At 42.3% G+C, this 20,792-nt stretch carries 21 protein-coding genes and 1 pseudogene; all 22 read right to left on the minus strand.

Annotated elements, in window-relative coordinates; all coding sequences use genetic code 11:
* Position 1: 1 nt before the first annotated feature.
* The gene (pknB, locus tag K1I97_RS00605) at positions 2 to 1,894 is read right to left on the minus strand and encodes a Stk1 family PASTA domain-containing Ser/Thr kinase (protein ID WP_223331077.1); all 1,893 of its coding nucleotides are present in this window, start codon (positions 1,892 to 1,894) and stop codon (positions 2 to 4) included.
* A complete protein-coding gene (locus K1I97_RS00610; RefSeq protein ID WP_223331076.1) occupies positions 1,891 to 2,631 on the minus strand; it encodes a Stp1/IreP family PP2C-type Ser/Thr phosphatase in 741 nt (246 codons plus the stop codon). Before K1I97_RS00610 ends, pknB begins: the two co-directional genes overlap by 4 nt.
* Before the next feature lie 15 nt (positions 2,632 to 2,646).
* Positions 2,647 to 3,960, minus strand: coding sequence for a 16S rRNA (cytosine(967)-C(5))-methyltransferase RsmB (gene rsmB / locus K1I97_RS00615; RefSeq protein WP_223331075.1), 1,314 nt, complete (start codon positions 3,958 to 3,960; stop codon positions 2,647 to 2,649).
* Positions 3,953 to 4,888, minus strand: a complete 936-nt coding sequence (gene fmt, locus K1I97_RS00620; protein WP_223331074.1) for a methionyl-tRNA formyltransferase — start codon at positions 4,886 to 4,888, stop codon at positions 3,953 to 3,955. Before fmt ends, rsmB begins: the two co-directional genes overlap by 8 nt.
* Before the next feature lie 12 nt (positions 4,889 to 4,900).
* Entirely contained in the window at positions 4,901 to 7,297 is a 2,397-nt protein-coding gene (locus K1I97_RS00625) for a primosomal protein N' (protein WP_223331073.1), read from the minus strand.
* A 65-nt stretch (positions 7,298 to 7,362) separates the two neighbouring features.
* Positions 7,363 to 7,677 carry a DNA-directed RNA polymerase subunit omega gene (gene rpoZ, locus K1I97_RS00630; RefSeq protein WP_002875802.1) on the minus strand — a complete coding sequence of 105 codons (315 nt, stop codon included), beginning with the start codon at positions 7,675 to 7,677 and terminating at the stop codon, positions 7,363 to 7,365.
* Positions 7,678 to 7,701: 24 nt separating this feature from the next.
* Positions 7,702 to 8,328, minus strand: a complete 627-nt coding sequence (gmk, locus tag K1I97_RS00635) for a guanylate kinase (RefSeq protein WP_000775041.1) — start codon at positions 8,326 to 8,328, stop codon at positions 7,702 to 7,704.
* A gap of 134 nt (positions 8,329 to 8,462) precedes the next feature.
* Positions 8,463 to 10,076, minus strand: a complete 1,614-nt coding sequence (locus tag K1I97_RS00640; RefSeq protein WP_000404958.1) for a ribonuclease Y — start codon at positions 10,074 to 10,076, stop codon at positions 8,463 to 8,465.
* Between the two features lie 134 nt (positions 10,077 to 10,210).
* On the minus strand, positions 10,211 to 11,923 hold the full coding sequence (locus tag K1I97_RS00645) for a P-loop NTPase fold protein (protein ID WP_223331072.1): 1,713 nt from the start codon (positions 11,921 to 11,923) through the stop codon (positions 10,211 to 10,213).
* 200 nt (positions 11,924 to 12,123) lie between these two features.
* Positions 12,124 to 12,378: pseudogene (locus K1I97_RS00650) on the minus strand (Txe/YoeB family addiction module toxin).
* 3 nt (positions 12,379 to 12,381) lie between these two features.
* Complete coding sequence (locus K1I97_RS00655) at positions 12,382 to 12,636, minus strand: type II toxin-antitoxin system Phd/YefM family antitoxin (RefSeq protein ID WP_000388572.1); 255 nt, start codon at positions 12,634 to 12,636, stop codon at positions 12,382 to 12,384.
* Between the two features lie 132 nt (positions 12,637 to 12,768).
* The gene (locus K1I97_RS00660) at positions 12,769 to 13,866 is read right to left on the minus strand and encodes a nucleotidyltransferase (protein ID WP_223331071.1); all 1,098 of its coding nucleotides are present in this window, start codon (positions 13,864 to 13,866) and stop codon (positions 12,769 to 12,771) included.
* A 14-nt stretch (positions 13,867 to 13,880) separates the two neighbouring features.
* Positions 13,881 to 14,273 carry a hypothetical protein gene (locus K1I97_RS00665; protein ID WP_000252453.1) on the minus strand — a complete coding sequence of 131 codons (393 nt, stop codon included), beginning with the start codon at positions 14,271 to 14,273 and terminating at the stop codon, positions 13,881 to 13,883.
* 9 nt (positions 14,274 to 14,282) lie between these two features.
* A complete protein-coding gene (locus tag K1I97_RS00670) occupies positions 14,283 to 15,023 on the minus strand; it encodes a class I SAM-dependent DNA methyltransferase (RefSeq protein WP_317628030.1) in 741 nt (246 codons plus the stop codon).
* 321 nt (positions 15,024 to 15,344) lie between these two features.
* Positions 15,345 to 15,698 carry a ribosome silencing factor gene (gene rsfS, locus K1I97_RS00675; RefSeq protein ID WP_223331070.1) on the minus strand — a complete coding sequence of 118 codons (354 nt, stop codon included), beginning with the start codon at positions 15,696 to 15,698 and terminating at the stop codon, positions 15,345 to 15,347.
* Complete coding sequence (gene yqeK, locus K1I97_RS00680; protein ID WP_223331069.1) at positions 15,699 to 16,292, minus strand: bis(5'-nucleosyl)-tetraphosphatase (symmetrical) YqeK; 594 nt, start codon at positions 16,290 to 16,292, stop codon at positions 15,699 to 15,701.
* Positions 16,292 to 16,921, minus strand: a complete 630-nt coding sequence (locus tag K1I97_RS00685) for a nicotinate-nucleotide adenylyltransferase (RefSeq protein ID WP_223331068.1) — start codon at positions 16,919 to 16,921, stop codon at positions 16,292 to 16,294. The genes yqeK and K1I97_RS00685 overlap by 1 nt, the downstream gene beginning before the upstream one ends.
* Before the next feature lie 50 nt (positions 16,922 to 16,971).
* A complete protein-coding gene (gene yhbY / locus K1I97_RS00690; protein WP_000060169.1) occupies positions 16,972 to 17,283 on the minus strand; it encodes a ribosome assembly RNA-binding protein YhbY in 312 nt (103 codons plus the stop codon).
* Between the two features lie 212 nt (positions 17,284 to 17,495).
* The gene (gene yqeH / locus K1I97_RS00695; protein ID WP_223331067.1) at positions 17,496 to 18,602 is read right to left on the minus strand and encodes a ribosome biogenesis GTPase YqeH; all 1,107 of its coding nucleotides are present in this window, start codon (positions 18,600 to 18,602) and stop codon (positions 17,496 to 17,498) included.
* Positions 18,603 to 18,604: 2 nt separating this feature from the next.
* The gene (locus K1I97_RS00700) at positions 18,605 to 19,132 is read right to left on the minus strand and encodes a YqeG family HAD IIIA-type phosphatase (protein WP_000963744.1); all 528 of its coding nucleotides are present in this window, start codon (positions 19,130 to 19,132) and stop codon (positions 18,605 to 18,607) included.
* Between the two features lie 17 nt (positions 19,133 to 19,149).
* On the minus strand, positions 19,150 to 20,058 hold the full coding sequence (locus K1I97_RS00705; RefSeq protein WP_223331066.1) for a magnesium transporter CorA family protein: 909 nt from the start codon (positions 20,056 to 20,058) through the stop codon (positions 19,150 to 19,152).
* A gap of 57 nt (positions 20,059 to 20,115) precedes the next feature.
* A complete protein-coding gene (locus tag K1I97_RS00710; protein WP_223331065.1) occupies positions 20,116 to 20,676 on the minus strand; it encodes a mechanosensitive ion channel family protein in 561 nt (186 codons plus the stop codon).
* Positions 20,677 to 20,792: the final 116 nt, after the last annotated feature.

Raw genomic sequence — 20,792 nt, forward strand, 5'->3', positions numbered from 1 at the left:
TCTAGTCTTGTGTTGGAACTTGTGTTCTCTCTCCACTTGATGGATTAGTGGACGGGTTATTACCTTGATGGTTTCCCTGTGTTGGTGTTGTATCTGTTCCTTGATTCTCACGTTGGGATGAACTTGATGATGAGGATGATGAAGGAGCTGGTTTCGGTTTATAAATCGAAATCTTAATACGTGTTTTATTAAGATCCACCTTTTCACCAGGTTTAGGATCCTGACTAACAACTATTCCTGCAGTAGTTCCTTCAGGAGCAGTTGATACTTCCACAATTTCGATATTAGCTTCTTTTACACCAACAATTTGAATCAAATTGTTCTTAGTAAATTCGAGACTTAATCCAATATAACTTGGCATCGAAACGCTGGTCACTTTCTTAGCAACCGTCAAAACAATACTGGTTGCCTTGGTCAAATCATAAGTACTTCCTGCAGCTGGTGTTTGCCTTAAAACAGTTCCCTCTTCGCCCTCGCTAGATTCCTCTTCCTCAATCTTGATGAGATTTTCCGGAACCTTTTTCTCTTTGAGTTCTGCAATAACATCCGAGGACTTACGTCCCACATAGTTACTCAGCTGGAAGGATTGCTTGCCTGATGAAACGATTAGATTTACCTTGCTTCCCTCTTTTCGGCCACTTCCAGCTTCTGGATCTGTTCGAATGACTCGGCCTTCAGCCACCGTCTCACTGGCCTCTGATTTTTCCTCGCCTACTTCAAAATTGGACTTTTTAAGGGTTTCTTTGGCCTCTGCAACGGTTTGTCCAGCCACGTCAGGAATGGCAATCGTTGCCGGAGTTTTAGAAAAAATCCAAATGAGAGAAGCTGCAACTAACAATAGACCAGCTAGTATAATCATATAGCGAGCCTTAAACTTCCGTTTTTTAGCTGGCTTTTGTACAGACGCCTGATTTGAAATTTCTTGAGTTGGTTTTCTTACTGATGGGCGTTCTTCTTGCACCTGAGTTTTAGGGATAGAAGTTAGAGTGCTTTGCGAAACCTTTGGCAAGGTTTTGGTATCCGCCTTATTGGCATCATCAAAGACCAGTTTAGGTTCATTTCGACGATTATAGGACAAGCTAGTTGACAAGTCCACATACATTTCTGAAACCGACTGATAGCGATCCGATAGCTTCTTAGCGGTTGCCTTGATAACGACATTTTCTAAAGCCTGAGGTACAGATGGATTTTCAGCAATGACTGATGGTAGTGGTTTTTGAAAATGCTGGAGAGCAATCGTAACCGCACTATCCCCATCGTAAGGGATATGACCAGTCAGCATTTCATAGAAAATAATCCCCATGGCATAGATATCACTCTGGAAAGTCGCTTTTGAGCCACGCGCTTGCTCAGGTGACAGGTAATGAACAGATCCTAGCATAGAATTGGTCTGAGTCAGACTGGTCTCTGCAAAGGCTACTGCAATCCCAAAGTCCGTGACCTTGGCAGTACCATCTGGGGTCAAAAGGATATTTTGAGGTTTCAAATCTCTGTGAACGATCCCGCGAGCATGTGCTAAACGCATAGCCAAGAGAATCTGTCCCATAATACGAACTGCTTCCTCATTTGAAAGAGGGTAATTTTCTTTGATATATCGTTTAAGGTCAAGGCCAGCCACATACTCCATCGCTAGGTATTGTTGGCCGTCTTCTTCACCGATATCTGTTATCCGAACGATATGAGGATGGTCTAGATCTGCCATAGCTCTCGCTTCTCTCTGAAAGCGCGCTACAGCTATTGGGTCAGTTTGGTAGTTGGTCCTCAGGACCTTGACAGCTACCTCTTCCCCATCCAAGATCAAATCCTTGGCCAAATAGACATCTGCCATGCCTCCTCGACCAATCTGTTTTAGAATCCGATACCGTCCGGCAAAAATTTTGCCGATTTGGATCATTCTATAGCCTCCTCGTTCATGTAAATAAGGGCAACTGTAATATTATCTAAACCACCTGCATTGTTGGCAAAACGAATTAAGGTTGCCACTTTGTCTTCCAAGGAAATATCACTGGTTACAATATCGTAAATCTCACTACCTGAAATCATATTAGTCAAACCATCACTATTGAGCAGGAGATAATCCCCAGTCTCCAGCGTAATCATACCAAAATCTGGCTGAATTTCATCCTTTTGTCCGATAGACTGTGTGATGATATTCTTTTGAGGGTGGCTTTCTGCTTCTTCTGGGGTCAATTGGCCAGCTTTCAACAAAGCATTAACCAAGGAATGATCACTCGTCAACTGATGATACTCTTCACCACGAATCAAACCAATACGAGAATCTCCGATGTGAGCATAGATGGCCTGATTTCCAATAATGGCTACTGCTTCAAGGGTTGTCCCCATTCCTTTATAAGCCTCATCGCGACCAAGTTGATGAATTTTTTGATTTTCAATTTCTAGGTAGTGGGCAAACCATTCACGAACTTCATTGACCGTGTCAATTTGGGTATCAACCCAAGCCACGCCTAGGTCTGTTACCGCCATCTCACTAGCGATATTTCCTGCACGGTGTCCTCCCATCCCATCAGCCAAGATGATCATGGTGCGTCCTGCTCGGTTGACAAAGTGATTGACATAGTCTTGGTTATTTGTTCGTTTCTGACCAACATCTGTTAATAATGCTATTTCCATTGTGTCAGTTCCTTCCTAATCTGATATCTTGCGAAATTGGCTAATGAAGAATCCATCACTTCCGTATAGTTCAGGGGTGATCAAGATGCAGCCATCTTTCAAGATATCCTTGCATTCGTGTTCTAGTTTTACCTGTTCAAACTCTGGATGACTTTCTAAAAAAGCTTCAACAACTTGAAAGTTCTCCTCTGAGACAATAGTACAGGTACTATACGTTATTATACCACCTTTTCGTAAGGTTTGACAAACATTACCTAATATTTCCAGCTGAATTTGCTGTAATGATGCGAAATTCGCTGTTTCTTTGTTGTATTTGATATCTGGTTTGCGGCGCAAAAGTCCAATTCCAGAACAAGGAGCATCTACTAAAATCTTGTCAAATGAGTCCCGACCGAAAAATTCATGTACTTTTCTGGCGTCCAATTTTTGTGTCTGAACCCGATCCGCCACACCCAAACGTTGGGCGTTTTCTTGGATCAAGTCCAACTTGTGATCATAAAGATCCAAAGCCGTAACCTTTCCAGATGTGAGGTAAGAAGCCATATGGGCTGTTTTCCCACCCGGAGCGGCACAGGCATCTAGGACCTCTTCATCCCCTTGTAGATCAAGAGCCGGAGCAACCAGTTGACTGGACTCGTCTTGGATGGTAATAGCACCCTCTAAAAACAAATCATGTCCCGCAAAGTGTCCCTGCTCCTTGACCAGACCAGAAGCGGCCAAAGGTGAATCACTCGCCTCTAACACGGCCTTGATTTCCTCTTTTCGGCTCAAGTCAGTCACTCGAATGCTAGCTTTGTTGCGCACCAAAAGACTTTCAAAGATAACTCGGGCTCGCTCTTCGCCGTATTCTTCCTTGAGTTTAGACACCAACCAAACTGGGAGAGAATAGGCAATGGAATCACGCTTGTTTTTGCGTTTGATAGTTTCAATATCTGGCCACCCTTCTCGCAAGATACGACGAAGGACAGCGTTGACCAATTTTTCACTGCCTTTTTTACGGGCTTTGGCTAGTTCCACTGCTTCATTGACCACAGCATGGTCAGGCACCTTGTCCAGATAACAGAGTTGATAGGCGCTCATGAGAAGAAGAACATAGAGCCAGTTATCTAGCTTATCTCGGTCTTCGATAAAGTGGGACAGATACCATTCTAAGGTGAGTTTGCGGGCTACCGTTCCGTAGACAATCTCTGTCACCAAACCCTTGTCTGCTGCTGAGAGTTGACTGCCTTTGAGGTGTTTATTTAAAGCAATATTGGAATATGCTTGGTTGACAAAAACATCCTCTAGCACTGCTAGAGCTAGATTTCTAGCCGTTTCTACTTTAGTCACCAAATCGTTCTCCTACAGTCAATGTTCGTCCAACTCCGTTGAGGAAGGATGCAATGTCCATCTTAGGCTTACCTGCTGGCTGCACTTGCTTGAGAGATAGAGCTCCGTCTGCCGTTGCAACGATCAATTCTTTCTTGCCAATAGACAGAATCTCACCTGGAGCTCCCTGACCTTCTACTGGAAGGGCTTCATAAATCTTAAAGCGATCGCCTTTAAGGAAAGTGTGGGCAACAGGCCACGGGTTCATTCCACGGATTTGGTTGAAGAGTTGACGATTAGTCTTATTCCAGTCCAATTTTTCTTCCTCTGGTTTGATATTTGGAGAAAATGTAACCTGGTTTGGATCTTGCGGTTCTGGCTGAATTTCACCAGCTATATAAGCAGGAAGAGTATCTAAAAGCAAGTCACGACCTACAATCGCTAATTTCTCAAATAAGGTCCCGACATTGTCCTCATCTGTGATAGGAATGCTACGACGAGAAATCATATCTCCTGCATCCATTTCCTTAACCATCTCCATAATGGTCACACCAGCTTCCTCATCCCCTTGAATCAAGGCATAATGGATAGGCGCACCACCACGGTGTTTTGGAAGAAGGGAAGCGTGAACGTTGACCGCAAAGTCCATGCTATCAAGGAGTTTACTTGGGAGAAACTGCCCAAAAGCAGCAGTGATAATCCCATCCGCCCCTAGCTTCATAATGTCTTCCATCTCTGGACTCCCAGATAATTTTTCAGGTTGGTAGATGGGAAGGCCTGCTTCTTTGGCAGCCTGCTTAACCGGGGTTTCTTGGATCACTTTTTTACGGCCGACAGCGCGGTCTGGCTGGGTCACAACAGCTAGAATCTCGTAACGATCATCTGATAACAACCCCTTCAAAACTGTCGCTGAAAATTCAGGTGTCCCCATAAAGATTAGTTTTGTCATTTCTTCTCCTTCTTATAAAAATTGCTGCGGCTCATGGTCAATGCTGAGACGGAGCTCGCTATTTTCCCGTTCTTGAGTCAAGGCCAAAACTCGATTGAGAGTTGGTCCCAGCTCATCTTCTAAACGGTATTTAATCAAAATCTGGTAATGATAAAGGTTGTGGGTACGGGCGATGGGTTTTGGCGTTGGTCCAAGGATTTTACTAGTTTCCGATAAACCTGAGCGCAAAATCCCCATAACTTCATAGGCACGTTTGACAACCTCTTCTTCGTTCTTGTGAGAGAGGGTAATCCCAATAGTGAAATAATAAGGTGGGTAGCCAAGTTGGCGTCTGATACTCATTTCATAAGCGTAAAAGCCTTCGTAGTCCTGATCTTTGGCAAAACGAATGGCATAGTGCTCAGGATTGTATGACTGGATCAAGACCTGCCCTGCTTTTTCCGCACGACCTGCGCGACCAGCAACCTGAGTTAAGAGCTGGAAGGTTCTCTCAGAAGAACGGAAATCAGGCAAGTTCAAGACCGTATCCGCATTGAGCACTCCGACTAGGGTCACATTTGGAAAATCCAATCCCTTGGCAATCATCTGAGTTCCCAGCAAGATATCTGCCTCCCCTTGACCAAACTGGTCAAGAAGAGCTTGGTGACTACCTTTCTTGCGGGTCGTATCCACATCCATCCGCAGAATGCGGACCTGAGGAAAGAGCTCTGCTAGCTCATCGTAGGCTTTCTGAGTTCCTGTACCGTAGTAGCGAATACTGCGGCTCTGACAGTTGGGACAGACATGAGGAATTCCCTTAGAAAAGCCACAGTAATGGCAGTTCATAGTCTTGGTATCCATGTGGAGAGTCAGAGAAATGTCACAGTTGGGACAAGTATCCACCGTCCCACACTCCCGACACATGACAAAGCTAGAATAACCCCGACGGTTGAGCATGAGGACTACCTGTTCTTTTTTATCCAGGCGATCTCGAATGGCCTCTAGCAAAGGAGGCGTAAAGTTTGATGTCTCATTCTGCCCGATATAGTCACGAAAGTCAATCACTTGAACCTCAGGAATGGTGGCTAAAGGATTGGCTCGTTGGGTCAGGCGTAAGTGTTGATAAACACCTTTGCCAGCCCGCGCACGGCTTTCTAAGCTCGGTGTTGCCGAACCAAGGACCAGTGCTGCTTGATTGTACTGGGCCCGTAAAATGGCGACCTCTCTGGCATGATAACGGGGATTGCTGTCTTGTTTGTAGCTAGCTTCATGCTCTTCATCGATAATCATGACACCTAGATTTTTCAAAGGAGCAAAGATAGCTGATCGAGCGCCAACGACAACTTGGGCATCGCCACGCTCAACCTTGCGCCATTCATCGTACTTTTCACCATTGGACAGGCCTGAGTGAAGAATAGCTACTTTCTCGCCGAAACGAGCAACGAACCGCTCCGTCATTTGTGGCGTCAAAGAAATCTCAGGTACCAGTAAAATAGCCGTCTTGCCCTTGTCCAAGGCCCCTTGGATAATCTGCAAGTATACCTCCGTTTTCCCACTTCCTGTAATTCCTTGAAGGAGGAAAGGAGGCTGTTGACTGCTAATAGCACTGACAACCGCATCACGTGCCTGTCTTTGTTCAGGATTCAATTCCAAAGGTTGGCTGGCTTCAATGCCTTCAAAATAAACAGCTGAACGTTGCACTTCCTTTTGTACTAGGGTTAGAGCTCCTTGTTCCACAAAGAAGTTGACTTGCTCCCGCGAGTAGGACTCTAACAAACTAGCCAGAGGAGCACTTCCCGCATGAGCAAGCAAATAGTCTCTGAGCTCTGCCTTTTTCTTAGCACGCGCAGAAATCTCAATACCTTCTAACCGCTCGACATGAACCTCATACCAAGACTGGGTCTTGACCTTCTTCTGATCGACTGCCTGGTACTCTAAACGAAGCAACCCTTTTCTGGTCAAGCGCATCATTTCTGCCTGCTTAGCTAAATCTAGAGAAGAAAAGGCTAGCGAATCTTCTGAACCAAACAAGCGCTCTTTGTCTGCCTGACTTAGGTCTTCTAGAGGATAGAGAATCTTATCATAACTGGAGTTTAAAAATCCTGGAAGCATGGCTTTTAGAATGGAGATTTTGTAAGAAAAGACAGACTTACGTAGCTCCTCAGCCAGCCAGAGTTGCTCCTGGGTCAAGACGGGCGTAAAGTCTAGGACTTCTGCAATCTCTTTCAAGTCCTGATCAGCCACTTCTTCATCCAACTGGAACTCCAAGCCCAACACAATCCCTTGGATCAAACGATTGCCCTTGCCAAAAGGAACATGGACTCGCATACCAACTTCCAGCATGTCTACAAATTCCTCAGGTACCTTATAACTATAGGGCTGGTCCGTCTGCATCAAGGGAATATCCACGATAATCTTTGCAATAGCCATCTTCCCACCTCCTTCTTGTCAGCAAATTCTTGCAATAGAAAAAATAAGATTGAGTCCCCCCAACCTTAAATTTTTTCACCATCTTCTTTTTCTTTAGCGATTTGCTCTTTGATTTTCTTTTCTTCTTCTTCTCTGCGGCGTTTCTCTTCTTCGATACGGAGACGAACCGCTTCACGTTTTCCTTCTGGATCTGGGTGAATCGTAACGTTTCCTGACTCGATTTCTTCCAAAGCGCGAAGAGTTGATTTTTCAGACTTAAACTCTTGAGTAGCTGGCGCACCTGCTTCTAGTTCGTGGGCACGTTTTGCTTCCAAGATTACGAGTGAATATTTTGATGGTACCTTGTCTAGCAAGGTATCGATAGAGGGTTTTAACATCATTTGCTTGTACCTGTTTCCTATAGTTTATCGAGTAGTTGGAGATTTTGGCAACATCTCCTGGTAGTGACCAATAACACGGTCCACACGGAAGTGTTCTGCTTCGATCACACGCTTGACACGTTCAGCAGCGAGGGGCACCTGATCGTTGACAATAGCATAATCATACTCACGCATGAGGGCAATTTCTTCCTTGGCTTTTTCGATTCGTTGGGCAATCACTTCTGCACTATCTGTTCCACGACCTACCAAACGATCTTGCAATTCATCCAAATCTGGTGGCGTTAGAAAGATAAAGACAGCGTCTGGGACCTTTTTCTTAACCTGAAGAGCTCCTTGGACTTCAATCTCAAGAAAGACATCGATTCCCTTATCCAGAGTTTCATTGACATAGGTCAAAGGAGTTCCATAGTAATTACCGACATATTCTGCATATTCCAACATCTGACCTTGACGGATCAGCTCTTCAAACTCTTCACGAGTACGGAAGAAATAGTCCACCCCGTCCACTTCACCAGGACGTTGCGCACGTGTCGTCATCGATACAGAATATTGAAATTGATTCTCAGAACTCTCAAAAATCTCTCTTCTAACCGTTCCTTTCCCAACTCCTGAAGGACCAGAAAAAACGATTAGCAAGCCTCGGTCTGCCATTATGTCTCCTTTAGTTAGTCTGTGAAATAAAATGAAATTTCTCTCGGATACTGATGATAGCGTCAGTTATCCTCCTACAGTCTTTCTATCTAGTGTAACAAAAAAGCAGTAATATTTCAACTGCTCTTTCTTATTTATTTAGCATAATCTACTGCACGAAGTTCGCGGATTACGGTTACCTTGATATTTCCTGGGTAATCGAGATTATTTTCAATTTTCTCACGAACTTTGTGAGCCAAGATTGTGACTTTGTCGTCTTTGATTTGTCCTGGATTAACCATGATACGGATCTCACGTCCTGCTTGAAGGGCAAAGCTATTTTGCACGCCTTCAAAGCCATTGGCGATTTCTTCCAAATCGTGAAGACGCTTGATATAGTTTTCAAGAGATTCACTACGAGCACCTGGACGCGCTGCACTCAAGGCATCTGCTGCAGCAACGATCACTGCAATGACGCTTTCGGCTTCGACATCTCCGTGGTGGCTAGCAATCGTATTCACCACAACTGGGTGTTCCTTGTACTTACGAGCCAACTCCGTACCAATCTCAACGTGGCTACCTTCAACCTCGCGGTCAATAGCTTTCCCGATGTCATGAAGGAAACCAGCACGACGGGCAAGAGCTGCATTTTCACCAAGTTCACTCGCGATAATACCAGATAACTTAGCAACCTCAATCGAATGACGCAAGACATTTTGTCCATAAGAAGTACGGAACTGCAAGCGTCCCATAATCTTCATCAAGTCTGGATGAAGGTTTGGCGCACCAATCTCATAGGCAGCAGCCTCACCGTATTCGCGGATCTTATTGTCAATCTCTTGACGGTTTTTCTCCACCAACTCCTCGATACGAGCTGGGTGGATGCGGCCGTCTTTGAGCAACATTTCCATGGTCATACGAGCAATTTCACGACGAATCGGATCAAATCCTGACAAGGTTACCACTTCTGGCGTGTCGTCAATGATGACATCTACCCCTGTCAAACTTTCAAAGGTACGAATATTACGTCCTTCACGACCGATAATGCGTCCCTTCATGGTATCATCTGGTAGGTGAACTGTCGAGTTTGTTGACTCTGCTACATAGTCACCAGCGATACGCTGCATAGCCTGAACCAAGATATCTTTCGCAATCTTGTCTGAACGTTCCTTAACTTCTTGCTCAGCCTCACGAATGCGGCTAGCAATTTCCTTGGTCAAGTTTTCCTCTGTCTGAGCCAAGATAATATCTCGAGCCTCAGTTTGGGAAAGGGAACCGATACGTTCAAGTTCAGCTTCTTTTTGTCTTTCGACTTCCTCTAATTGCTCTTCACGTGCATCAAGGTTTTTTGCTCTATCAGAAATACTTTGTTCTTTTTGTTCAAGTGTTTTTTCTTTGTTCGTCAAATTGTCGTCTTTGCGGTCAAGGCTCGTAGCTCTCTCCGTCAAACGACTTTCAATTTGCTTGAGCTCCTGACGTTCTGACTTAAATTCAGCGTCCACTTCTTCACGGTATTTTCTGGCTTCCTCTTTGGCCTCCAATAGTGCTTCTTTTTTAAGAGACTTGCTTTCGCTTTTGGCTTCATTTAGTAATAAATCCGCTTCACGCTCAGCTTGTCCTCGTAAATTAGTTGCTTCTTGTTCAGCATTTAGAAGCATCAACTCTGCAGCTTCTTGAGATGATTTCATCTTAGCTGAGATGCTGACATATCCAATGACTAAACCAATGATGACGGCAAAAACAGCAATCGCAAGTGTCATGATTTCCATGTTTTTACCTCATTAAATTTGTTTATCGAATGACATACATTCCTTAATATTCTATCATAAAAAACCGATTTTCACAAACCCAAATTGAAGAGTTTCTATTGAAATTTAGACAAAGAGCCATCTAATTCTAAGCTCTATTGTATTAATTCATATAATGGAATGTGATTAATTGTGATTTGCCCCTTCGATTCCAAAGGTAGATATTTTTTTATAAAGTTCTGATATTCTGGGGCTTCTAATTTCTCCCTGTCATTAATTGTATAATTATCTTTTATATTATTGTCTAAAACATCATAGTATATTTCAACTAGACGTTCCTCTATATCATAACCAGAATGATTACCGTTACGATAAAATACATCCTCGGTTTCTTCTGATAAAAATAAATCTCTTAACCCTATCTCCCATAAACACGATAAAAGTTGAGAAAGATAGGCCTTTTTCTTATTATATGATTTTTTATCTATGTTCGAAAAATCATCTGAAATTTCTATAAGATCTTCAATATTAAAATCTACAATCTTTGCTAACATTTCAAAATGAAAATATCCTTCAGACTCAAATAACTTGTTATATTTGTCTATCCAATTAAAACGCTTATAAGATTCAAAAAATAATACTAGAATACTCTCTGTTTCCTCGCAACCATTCATCCACTTAATAATGTAGTCTGCTTTCTCATTATTATCAGTTTTATTTGAAAGTTCTTCTAACGACTTCTGGAACTCTCTCAGATTTGGTTTTTTTGCTTTTGAATTATTATTTTTATCTTGTACAACTCTTTCCTCTATATCTACATAATAAATTTTAAAAATCAATGATAACATTTTCCCAAAGTCATCATCTCTCAATTTACTCTTTTTCAAAATGTTATCTATGACTTCTCCTGTAGATACCATTCTATTATGATTCAGCTTAAATTTATTATCAATGAGATATTTCTTTGTTGATTCTATTTCCTTACTATTTAAAATTACAATAATTTTAAATTTTTTATTCTCAGAAAGATAGTCAATATAACCCAATAAATCATTGTAATCTGAAGGGTTATCAGATTTTGCTTCATCTAAACGCTCATCTGATTTTGCTGCATCTGAAGAGTTATCTGATTTTGCTACATATGAAACCCGTTCAAAATCATCAAAAATGATGATAGAATCTCGCTTCATCAAATCCGTTCCAACTGTTTTAAAGAACCATTTAAAAACTCCTCCAACAAGTGGAATAAAGTCCAAATTCCCGAGTATGGATTGTTTTTCTATCTCATTAATCAATATCTTCTCTGCTTGCTCTCTTGTTTTGATCCCAAAGCAAGAAATATAGTAGATTTCTTTCTTTTTGTAAATTTGATTTTCAAAAAACGTCTTTATAAAAAATGTTTTCCCACTTCCCCAAGAACCATCCAACCAGAAGACATTATGAATAGAATCTGAACTATTTAAAAACTCCACCAGATGAGTTTGAAAAGGATAGTCACCCAAGTCATATTCCGGAAATAGCTCTGGGTCCAGTTTCTTATAACTAATTTTTTTAAAAATTATGTCTAAAAACCAGAATAGTATTGTTGGTATAGTCAGTGCTAACAATATTATTACACGATTCGCATACAAAATCGAAATAATATCTTTTAAAAAATTATAATTAGATACAAATTTATAGATAGGTAAAGCAAAGCGTTTAAATTGTTCAATCTCCAGCGCAAGATATAGTACCCATATACTGGCTATAAATATTTTATACCACTCAACAACTCTAACATTACTACTCCATGATGGCCTTTTCAATAAATATTTCAATGGTTTGAATTTCAGAAGAAAATTAAGAATCCTCGTCATTATATTTTTCATATATACCTCTTTTAATCCATATTATTATGATTATACCACAAAATAAGAGTTATAAAGCGGATTCAAGGGACAAGAATTTAGTTATTATACTAAAATTTTTCACTGATTTCTTAACTTAGGAAATCTGTCATTTTCCAAAAATTTACCTTCAATTTACTAGCTAAAATTTCTAAAATAAAAAAGCCCACTTTTCAGTAGACTTAGTAATGATCTTTGAAGGACAAGAAAGCCACGCTATCTCCATCCATCATATAAATCAAGCGATTTTCTGCATCAATGCGACGTGACCAAGCACCTTGATAATCATACTTGAGCGGTTCTGGTTTCCCCATTCCTACAAAAGGATCGCGTTGAATATCCTTGATTAATTTATTGATTCTTTTTAGTGTTTTCTTGTCCTGGTTTTACCAATAGTAATAATCCGCCCAGGCATCTTCTGTAAATCTGAGCAGCATTTCTCACTCCTCAATGACATGCACCTGAGTACTTCCAGCACGAACTTGAGCCATTCCTCGCAAGACCTTGTCAGAAAGTTCCTTGTTCTGAGCGATTCTCAGGGTTTCTTGAATACTGTCCCATTCGCTCTTTGAAAGGACTACAATATCCTCATCTGGATTTTTATTGACCACCGTCAAAGGCTCAAACTCATCATTTACCTTCTTCATGTAGTCCTTTAAATGATTTCGGAATGTTGAGTAAAGAACTGCTTCCATAACCATACCTCGTTTTACCTCTTTTCCACTATTATACACGAAAAGAAAGAAATTGTCAGGAACTTGTACAAGATGTTTCTTTTATATCTATTTATTCGAAAATCTTCTAAAAAAGCCTACCTTTCAGTAGACTTAGTTTGATTCGATTTTGATAGGCACTCTACCGAAATTCTGCTCTGCGATACTTAGCTGTCCTAGTTGGTAAATCTGGTCTGCCTTTTGAGTCATAGCATCCCAAGGTTCTTTGCCAATTCGGCTCACTAGAGAGACCTGCTCTTTCAGAGACTTGAGATGTTGTCTGCCTTTTTCGGTAAATCCAAGGACATGGATGCCTTCTGGCAAGGTTCTTTCTCTAGCTTGCACCAAGATATAGGTCAAGAGGCGACGTACACGCGCCTTGGTGTAGCGTTTGGTGGCAACTGCTCCAACCAATTCCTCTACAGACTGAGCCGTCTTGATAGCTTCCTTGATGCGCACAGCCATTTCCTGATTGACCTGATAGATGGTCGTTAGGTCTGGATTTGACAAAATTTGATAGCGGAGCAAGGGAAAATAGTCATCCCAACTCACCTTACTGGCCTGGACAAAGAGGGCAAGAGAAGGCATAAAACGTTCTAAGAAATCTTGGTCTGATTGATGCTGACGGAGAGCTGTTGCCGAGGCAAAGTCCACATCCTTATCCACAGAATGATAACCAGCTCCCTGACGCTGAATCGGATGGAGTTTGATTCTACGTCCCGCAACCGCCTTGGCATAGGCCAAAGCTAGAACATGATTGGGTGTATTGCCTGAAAAATCAAGACCTGCAAATTCCTTCCACATAGTTTGGGTTTTCTGGGGATAGGAGAGGGAATCAGGCAGATTATCCACAAAATTCTCCATCTCAGCACCTTGCTCCGTGTATAGGTCAGCAATTTTCTGATAATCCAGAACTCCCTCCGTCCCGAAAGCTAGAGTATCAATACCCAACCGAGCCAAGATATCCACAGCTCCTTGTCCAAAGAAGTCTGCTGCCTGAACACTGACTAAAAAGGGCAATTCCACTACCAAATCCGCTCCATTTTCCAGCGCCATCTGGGCACGTGTCCACTTGTCTACGATAGCAGGCTCTCCACGCTGCATGAAATTCCCTGACATGGCAACGATTTTCAATCCCTCCGCCTGCTCAAGCAGGTATTTGTGGCCATTATGAAAAGGATTGAACTCCGCGATAATACCTGTGATGGTCATGATGTTCTCCCTTTCTAATGACGAAATCTACGATACCGCTCAGGCAATCTTCCTCTCCAGTTAAGCCATTGTTTTTCTCCTACTGGAAGGATTTCTGCCAGTTGTTCATTACTATAATTTTTTTGTAACTCAGGATAAGCTATCAACATAGTTGGTCTATGGCATCCAGCAACTGTCATTGGCCATGTTCCATACATCAGCATATGTCGGATATCATCCTCCGATTTTATTTCATTTACTAACATATCAAAAAGTTTCTTAGACATATCGTAAACGACTAACTCTGAAAATACGGTTCCTTCTTCCTGAACATAGAAGTATTGTCCATCTTTCTCCCAAAGCGTTCCATTTTGACGAATACGATTAAACTGCGAAACTTCTTCCCAAGAATATTTTGATCGAACCATATCCATCTCCTACTTCTGCGCGACAAAAAACCAACGTGTGCTGGTTTCTGTCGGCTCCTTGTCCTCAAAGTCCGCATAGAGTTTGAAGGACTTGAAACCAGCCTGCTCCAGCAAAATATCATAGGTCAAGACCTCATAGGTCCGCTCCTCATGCACTTCATCGTGGCGACTAAAGGAACCGTCAGCCTCCTTGACAAAGAAAGTCAACTCATGCACGATGGAGTGAGGAGCTTCGTCCTCATAGGTGTCCCAAAGCATAGCGAAATCTTCCGCATTTTCATGGTAGGAATAGCCTGGAAAAACTTTATCTGTCTGGTAGGTCGAATGCACATCAAAGATAAAAACTCCATCTTCATTGAGGGCACTATACACTTCCTTAAAGACGTCTCCTACCTCGACCTCATCCTGCATGTAGCAGATAGAGTCCGAGTAACACGTAACAAAGTCGTACTTACCAGCCTTGGATAAATCCAGCATATTGCCTTCAATAAAGTAAATCTTTTGCTTGGCTAAAGTCGCTCTCTTCTCAGCAATCTTCAGCATATCCGCGCTCAAGTCAAGTCCTGTCACATCAAAGCCAGCCTGAGAAAAGCGGACAGACTGGATACCTGTTCCACAAGCCAATTCCAAAAGCGTCTTTCTCTCCTTGGTCTTAGGCAAATGACGCAGAGAAAAATCCGTCCATTTATCATATAAACTATCGTCCATTACAGCATCGTAAACAGCCGCAAAGGTTTCATAAGTTGCCATAATCATGATACCAAGTCCGCCCGTAATCGGAATGAAAATTAGGAGCTTGACGATGGAGCCGAGCTCCAAGGAAGGCTATCTATTTTCCGACGATTACAGGACGGGTTCAAATCCTTTCTAAGATACAAAGAGCGTTAAAAGCAAGGAGAAAATAGGAAACTTTCTGCTGTATCATCAGATACAAAGGAAGTTACTCTTTTTCTCGCAGCTTTTAGCTCGTGTTCAGTTTCGAGATGAACAAAACACGACGCCCTCACCTTTCTATCCATTTTTTCTAAAATAAGCAAATAAAACCCAGTTGCCTGCAACTGAGTTCATCTACTAGGCCAAGGCTTCTGAAATATCTACTGAATCCGCCTCATGCCATAGTTTTTCTAGGTTATAGTGGGCACGCATTTCTTCCGAGAAGATATGCACAACGACACCGCCGAGGTCCAGCAAAACCCAGCCTCCAGCTGCATCACCTTCGACATGACTGCCTTTAAAGCCTGCTTCCGCTACTTTTTCACGAATGTTATCAGCAATAGCGTCCAACTGACGGCTATTCATCGAGCTAGCGATAACAAAGTAGTCCGTCACGCTGGTCAAATCTTGTACATCAAGTGCGAGAATATCCTCCGCACGTTTCTCATCAGCCGCTTTCACGACTAGTTCTAGTAATTCTTTTTCGTTCATTTAGTCCTCTTTCAAATAGTGTACAAAGGCGTTATAGGTTTCAAGGGTTTGGGGATAGATAGGGAATCCCTGATGAGCCAAATGTTCCACAGTTCGCGCTGTTTCATAGGCCACCGCCTTATCAAGCGATAGACTTGCAATCTCACGCGCCTGGTCCACTCCCGGAAAGGCACGGTTATGCTCGATATAATCTGCGACGTAGATGACCTTATCTAGATCTGTCATCTGGTCAGCACCGACTGTATGGATTTCAATGGCCCGCAGGATCTCTGGATCATGCAAATCCAAATCTTCCTGAATCTTGTAAATTCCAACCATGCCATGCCAAACATTATTGCCCCAGTTTTTGAGGTCGGGGTCTAGCTGATAACGGTCAATCAAGTTTAGAAATTCCTGATCTGACAACTTTTTAGCATAGTCATGAAGGAGGCCTGCTAGACCTGCTTTCTCGGCATCAACTCCGAATCGCTGGGCAAGCTCTATGGCTGCACGCTCCACCCCCAAGCAATGGGTTAAGCGTTTTTCAGGCAGAAGCTCTGCCATTTTTTCCAACAAAGCCTCTCGGGAACAGTTGATATAGTCTTGGTATGCCATCAGTAAAGCCCCTCCTTCTCGATGTAGTCTAGCACTGGCTGAGGTAGGAGAAAGTTGGGCTTCCGACCTTGGGCAAAGAAGTCACGCACCATGCTGGACGAGATGTCCATGAGAGGCACATCCACCCAGATAACTGGATAGGAAGTCCCTGCCTTGTAGCGCGGACGCTGAACCCCTACAAACTGAACCATGTCGACCAGCTCATCAATTCGGTACCACTTAGGCAGATAGTCCACCATATCAGCCCCGATAATGAAGTAATAATCCGTATCTGGATTCTTCTCAGTTAGAAGCTTCATGGTGTCGTAGGTGTAGGAAATGCCCTTGCGCTCTAGCTCGATGTTTTCAATGGCGAGACCTTCAATACCCTCAATCGCCAATTCAAGCATCTTGAGGCGGTGGTGTTCAGGGATGGTTTCTTTTTTGTCTACATGAGGAGGTTGGTATTCTGGCATGAGCAGAACCTGATCCAGTCCTAACTGTTGTCGTACTTGGTCCGCTACAACAAGATGGGCATGGTGAACGGGGTTAAAATTTCCCCCTAAAATCCCAACTTGTTTGCGTTTTTTCTCCTTGATTTCTGGCTCCAACTCTACCTTGGTAAAGGGAGTCAATAATTCGATTGCCATAGGCTCGTCTTCCTTTAATTCTCTGTAAAAACAGTTCTTGGAGTAGGTGTTTAGATTTCTTTAACTTTTTTAGAAATCTTGCGATTTTCTTTCTTGCTAGATTGTTTAAACAAAATCAAGATGCGTCCGATTTTTTGGACAGTATCCACACCGATTTCTTCTTCCAAGATTTCAGCTACTTCGTGGATGTTTTCGTCTGTGTTTTGTAAGAGTGTAACCTTGATCAATTCACGAGCGTCAAGAGCTTGACGGACGCTGGTTTTGATTTGGTCGTTGAGTCCATTTTTCCCGATTTGGATGATAGGTTTGAGGGTGTGTGCCTGACTGTTGAGGAAGGCACGTTGTTTCGATGTTAATGACATGTTCTTTCTTCCTTTTTTGATAGTTATTTTAGGTGGTGAGGGACGGTCGGAACTAATTTTTCAAAGATTTTATCTTTGAAAAATGGATTTCCTGACCTCACAATTGAGCCTAGGTCTCAATTGTGCCCCTTGCCAATCTAAAGATTGGCAATCACACCACGGGCAATAACTATCTCTGTATGAGCTCACTTTGTTCGCTCAGTGATTTTATTTTAAATAATGGCTTTTCGTGTGACGACGGCGACGCCTTCTGGTGCCCAGACGGCGACTTTGGCTATTCCTGTTACACGGATCCAGCCTAGTCCTGAGATGACTAGATCAGTCTTGTCCTTGATGGTAAAGACATGCTGGACTAGTTTTGGAAAATCTTCTTTTTCCTTGCTATTTGGTGGTGTGAGGAGAGTTCCCAGGTGCTTGTCATAAAAAGCACTAGCGCCTTCTAGCTTGGTACGGTGGAGTTTGAGTTCATTGTCAAAGAAAGCAGTAAAACCTTGCTTCTCACCTGATATGAAGTCAAAACGTCCAAGACCACCTAGAAACAGGGTTTGTTCAGGATTGAGCTGATAGGTTTTGGGCTTAATTTCCTTTTTAGGGCTGACATACTTGAGGTTTTTAGCCGTCAAGTAATGAGCCATCTGGTGGCGGTGGATAATCCCTGGTGTATCGTAAATATAAGAACCATCGTCAAGCGGAATCTCGATCTTGTCCAAGGTTGTCCCTGGGAAGCGCGAAGTCGTGATGACATTCTGGTCACCCGTAATTTCTTGGATAATGGCATTGATAAGGGTTGATTTTCCAACGTTGGTCACCCCAACCACATAGACATCACGCCCCTTACGGTAGTGCTCGATTTTATCAATGACTTCCTTAATGGCATGCTTATTCTGTGCCGAAGTCAGGACGACGTCCACAGGACGCAAGCCCTCTTCGTGAGCACGTTCCATCAGCCACTGGCTAATCTTGCCCGGTTTAACAGACTTGGGCAGGATATCTTTTTTATTTCCAACCAAGAGGACATCATTGCCCGATACAAAACGTGGTAAGCCTGGGATGACAGAGCCATTAAAATCAAAGATATCAATGACATTGACCACCAAGGCATCACTGTCTCCTACCTCGTGCAAGAGCTTGAGGAAATCATCGTCCGTCAACTGGACATCTGTGATTTCATTGTAATGACGGAGACGGAAACAGCGTTGGCAATAAACTTCACCAGTCTCCAAACCTTTTTCAAGTGCCGACTGGGGTGTAAAGCCAAGACCAGTCTTATCTGTCGTCTGAATGGTTGCTCCACAACCGATACAGAGAATTTCTTCCATAGTTAAATTCCTTTTTTATATGTAATCGGTCCGTACTTTTCAGTGATTTTTCGCATAACACGGCGCTCACGAGCTCGGTTAATCTGCGTTTTGATGGAGTCGTGTTGGACCAAGGGTTTGACTAAAATCGAACGAATTCCTGCACGGTGCGCTGCACGAATATCCGTCATGAGTTGATCGCCGACCATGACCACTTCATTTTTCTCATAGTGGAATTCCTTCATAGCACGGTCAATCCCAAATGTGAAGGGCTTCAAGGCCCAATAAACGTAATCAATCCCAAATTTTTCAACTGCACGTTGAACCCGTTTTTTGGTATTATTTGAGACCACGATAATGCGAATGCCCGCGTCCCGGAGGTCATGTAGCCATTGCTTCATCTCTGGTGTCCCATCAGGGTTGTTCCAAGCAATGAGGGTATTATCCAAATCGACCAAAACAGCCTTGATCCCCTGCGCCTGCAGGCTTGGGACTGTCAGATCATAAACTGCTTCCACAGCAAAATCTGGCATATAGTTTTCAATCGCCATTCTGGCTCCTTTTCTTTTTAATTTCTAGCAATTTTCTTTAGATACTGAGCTAAGATTCCCCACAATATTAAACTAGCTAATAAAATATAAATCCAAGCATTTGGTTCATCTGTAAACGGTAAAGGAACATTCATTCCGAAAAATCCTGTAATAACCGCAAGGATAGCTAGCAAGACTGAGATAATTGTCAAAGTTGTCAAATTATCATTCAGATTATTGTTTAGGATGTTGTTATAAGAGGCTGAGAGTTGTTGCAAAACTTGAGAAATCAAGTCTGTCATCGAAACCAACTGATGGGCTTCAATCATGGCATCGTCAAACTGCTCTCTTTCTACCTCATTAAAATTACGATAAAGAGCATGCACTTGGATATGTTCCAAGAGGAGACGATTTTGTTTGGCAGCAGCTGTCAGGTAAACCATACCAGTTTCCAAGTCAGATAGGGCAAAAAGATTTTTTTTAGTTGTTTTTTGACGAAGAAGTGCACTGATTTCATCCTTACTTTTATCCATTTCTTCAATAACTGGATAGTAAGCATTACTAATAATCTCTAAACTGGCAAAAAGAAATTTGTAGATGGAAATAATTTCATGGCTTTCAAGGTAGGTCGCCATACGTTCAATCACATAAGTATTCTTGTGATTGCTGATAGTAATCAACCGTTGTTTTTCAACGATAAAGGTCATCGGAATCGCTTCATAATATTCTTTATCTTTTTCTAAATCAAGAACATTATAAATGAAGGTTACCGTCCCCGTTTCACGGTTATAATCCATGTGGGCGCGTTCATTTCTATCTAGAGCATACTCGATGGTTTCCTTGTCCAATCCATAGACGTCCGAAAGGTCTTCCATGTTTTTAATCTTATCTACATCAAGGTCTATCCATGTACAATCGTGACCTAATTTTTTCTCTACAAATAGCATACTCTCTCCTTTACCAAACTCCTTCTATTGTACCACAAATCTGCTAAAATAGCAGGGCTATTCAGTACGAGATAGATTGCTGACGACGGTGATATTACGGTTAGGAACAAAGTGAAGGGCTTGATCATCACCTCTCAGTTGCGTTGTACGAATTCCTACACTAACGACCTTTCCAGAAACGGTAATAGGACCATTTGTGAGAACTACCTCGTCGCCCACATCGAGCTGGCGTTCAAAGAGGATAAAGAAACCATTGATAACGTCGGACAGAAAACCTTGCGCCCCCATACCAATGGCTACCCCAGCAATCCCCGCACCAGCAAGGAGGCTAGAAACTGGCAAACCCAAAATAGACAAGATACAGTAAATCAAAAAGAAATAGAGTGTGTAGTTAAAAATATTTTCAAGCAAACGAGAAATGGTCTTTTGTCTGCCTGCATCCCGATTGGAAAATTTAAGCGAGGGCTTGACAATCTTTCGTACAGTCGCATGAAGCATCTTTTTAGCTATATAAAATAGTAAAAACAAAATCAAAAGAGAAATCACCTTGGTCAAGAGATTCTCTAACATGGTTGTTAAATCAAGTTTATCAAAATAGCGTTGAAAAAAATCTTGCATATAAAACTCCTTTTTACTATTATACCATAAAATCGTCCTTCTCTTTTCTTTCATAATTATTCAATTATCGTTCCTATTTTCAAAATATCACTTGCCTCTATAGCATATTTATACTA

Origin of the sequence: Streptococcus oralis, assembly GCF_019929345.1 — a bacterium.
GTDB lineage: Bacteria > Bacillota > Bacilli > Lactobacillales > Streptococcaceae > Streptococcus.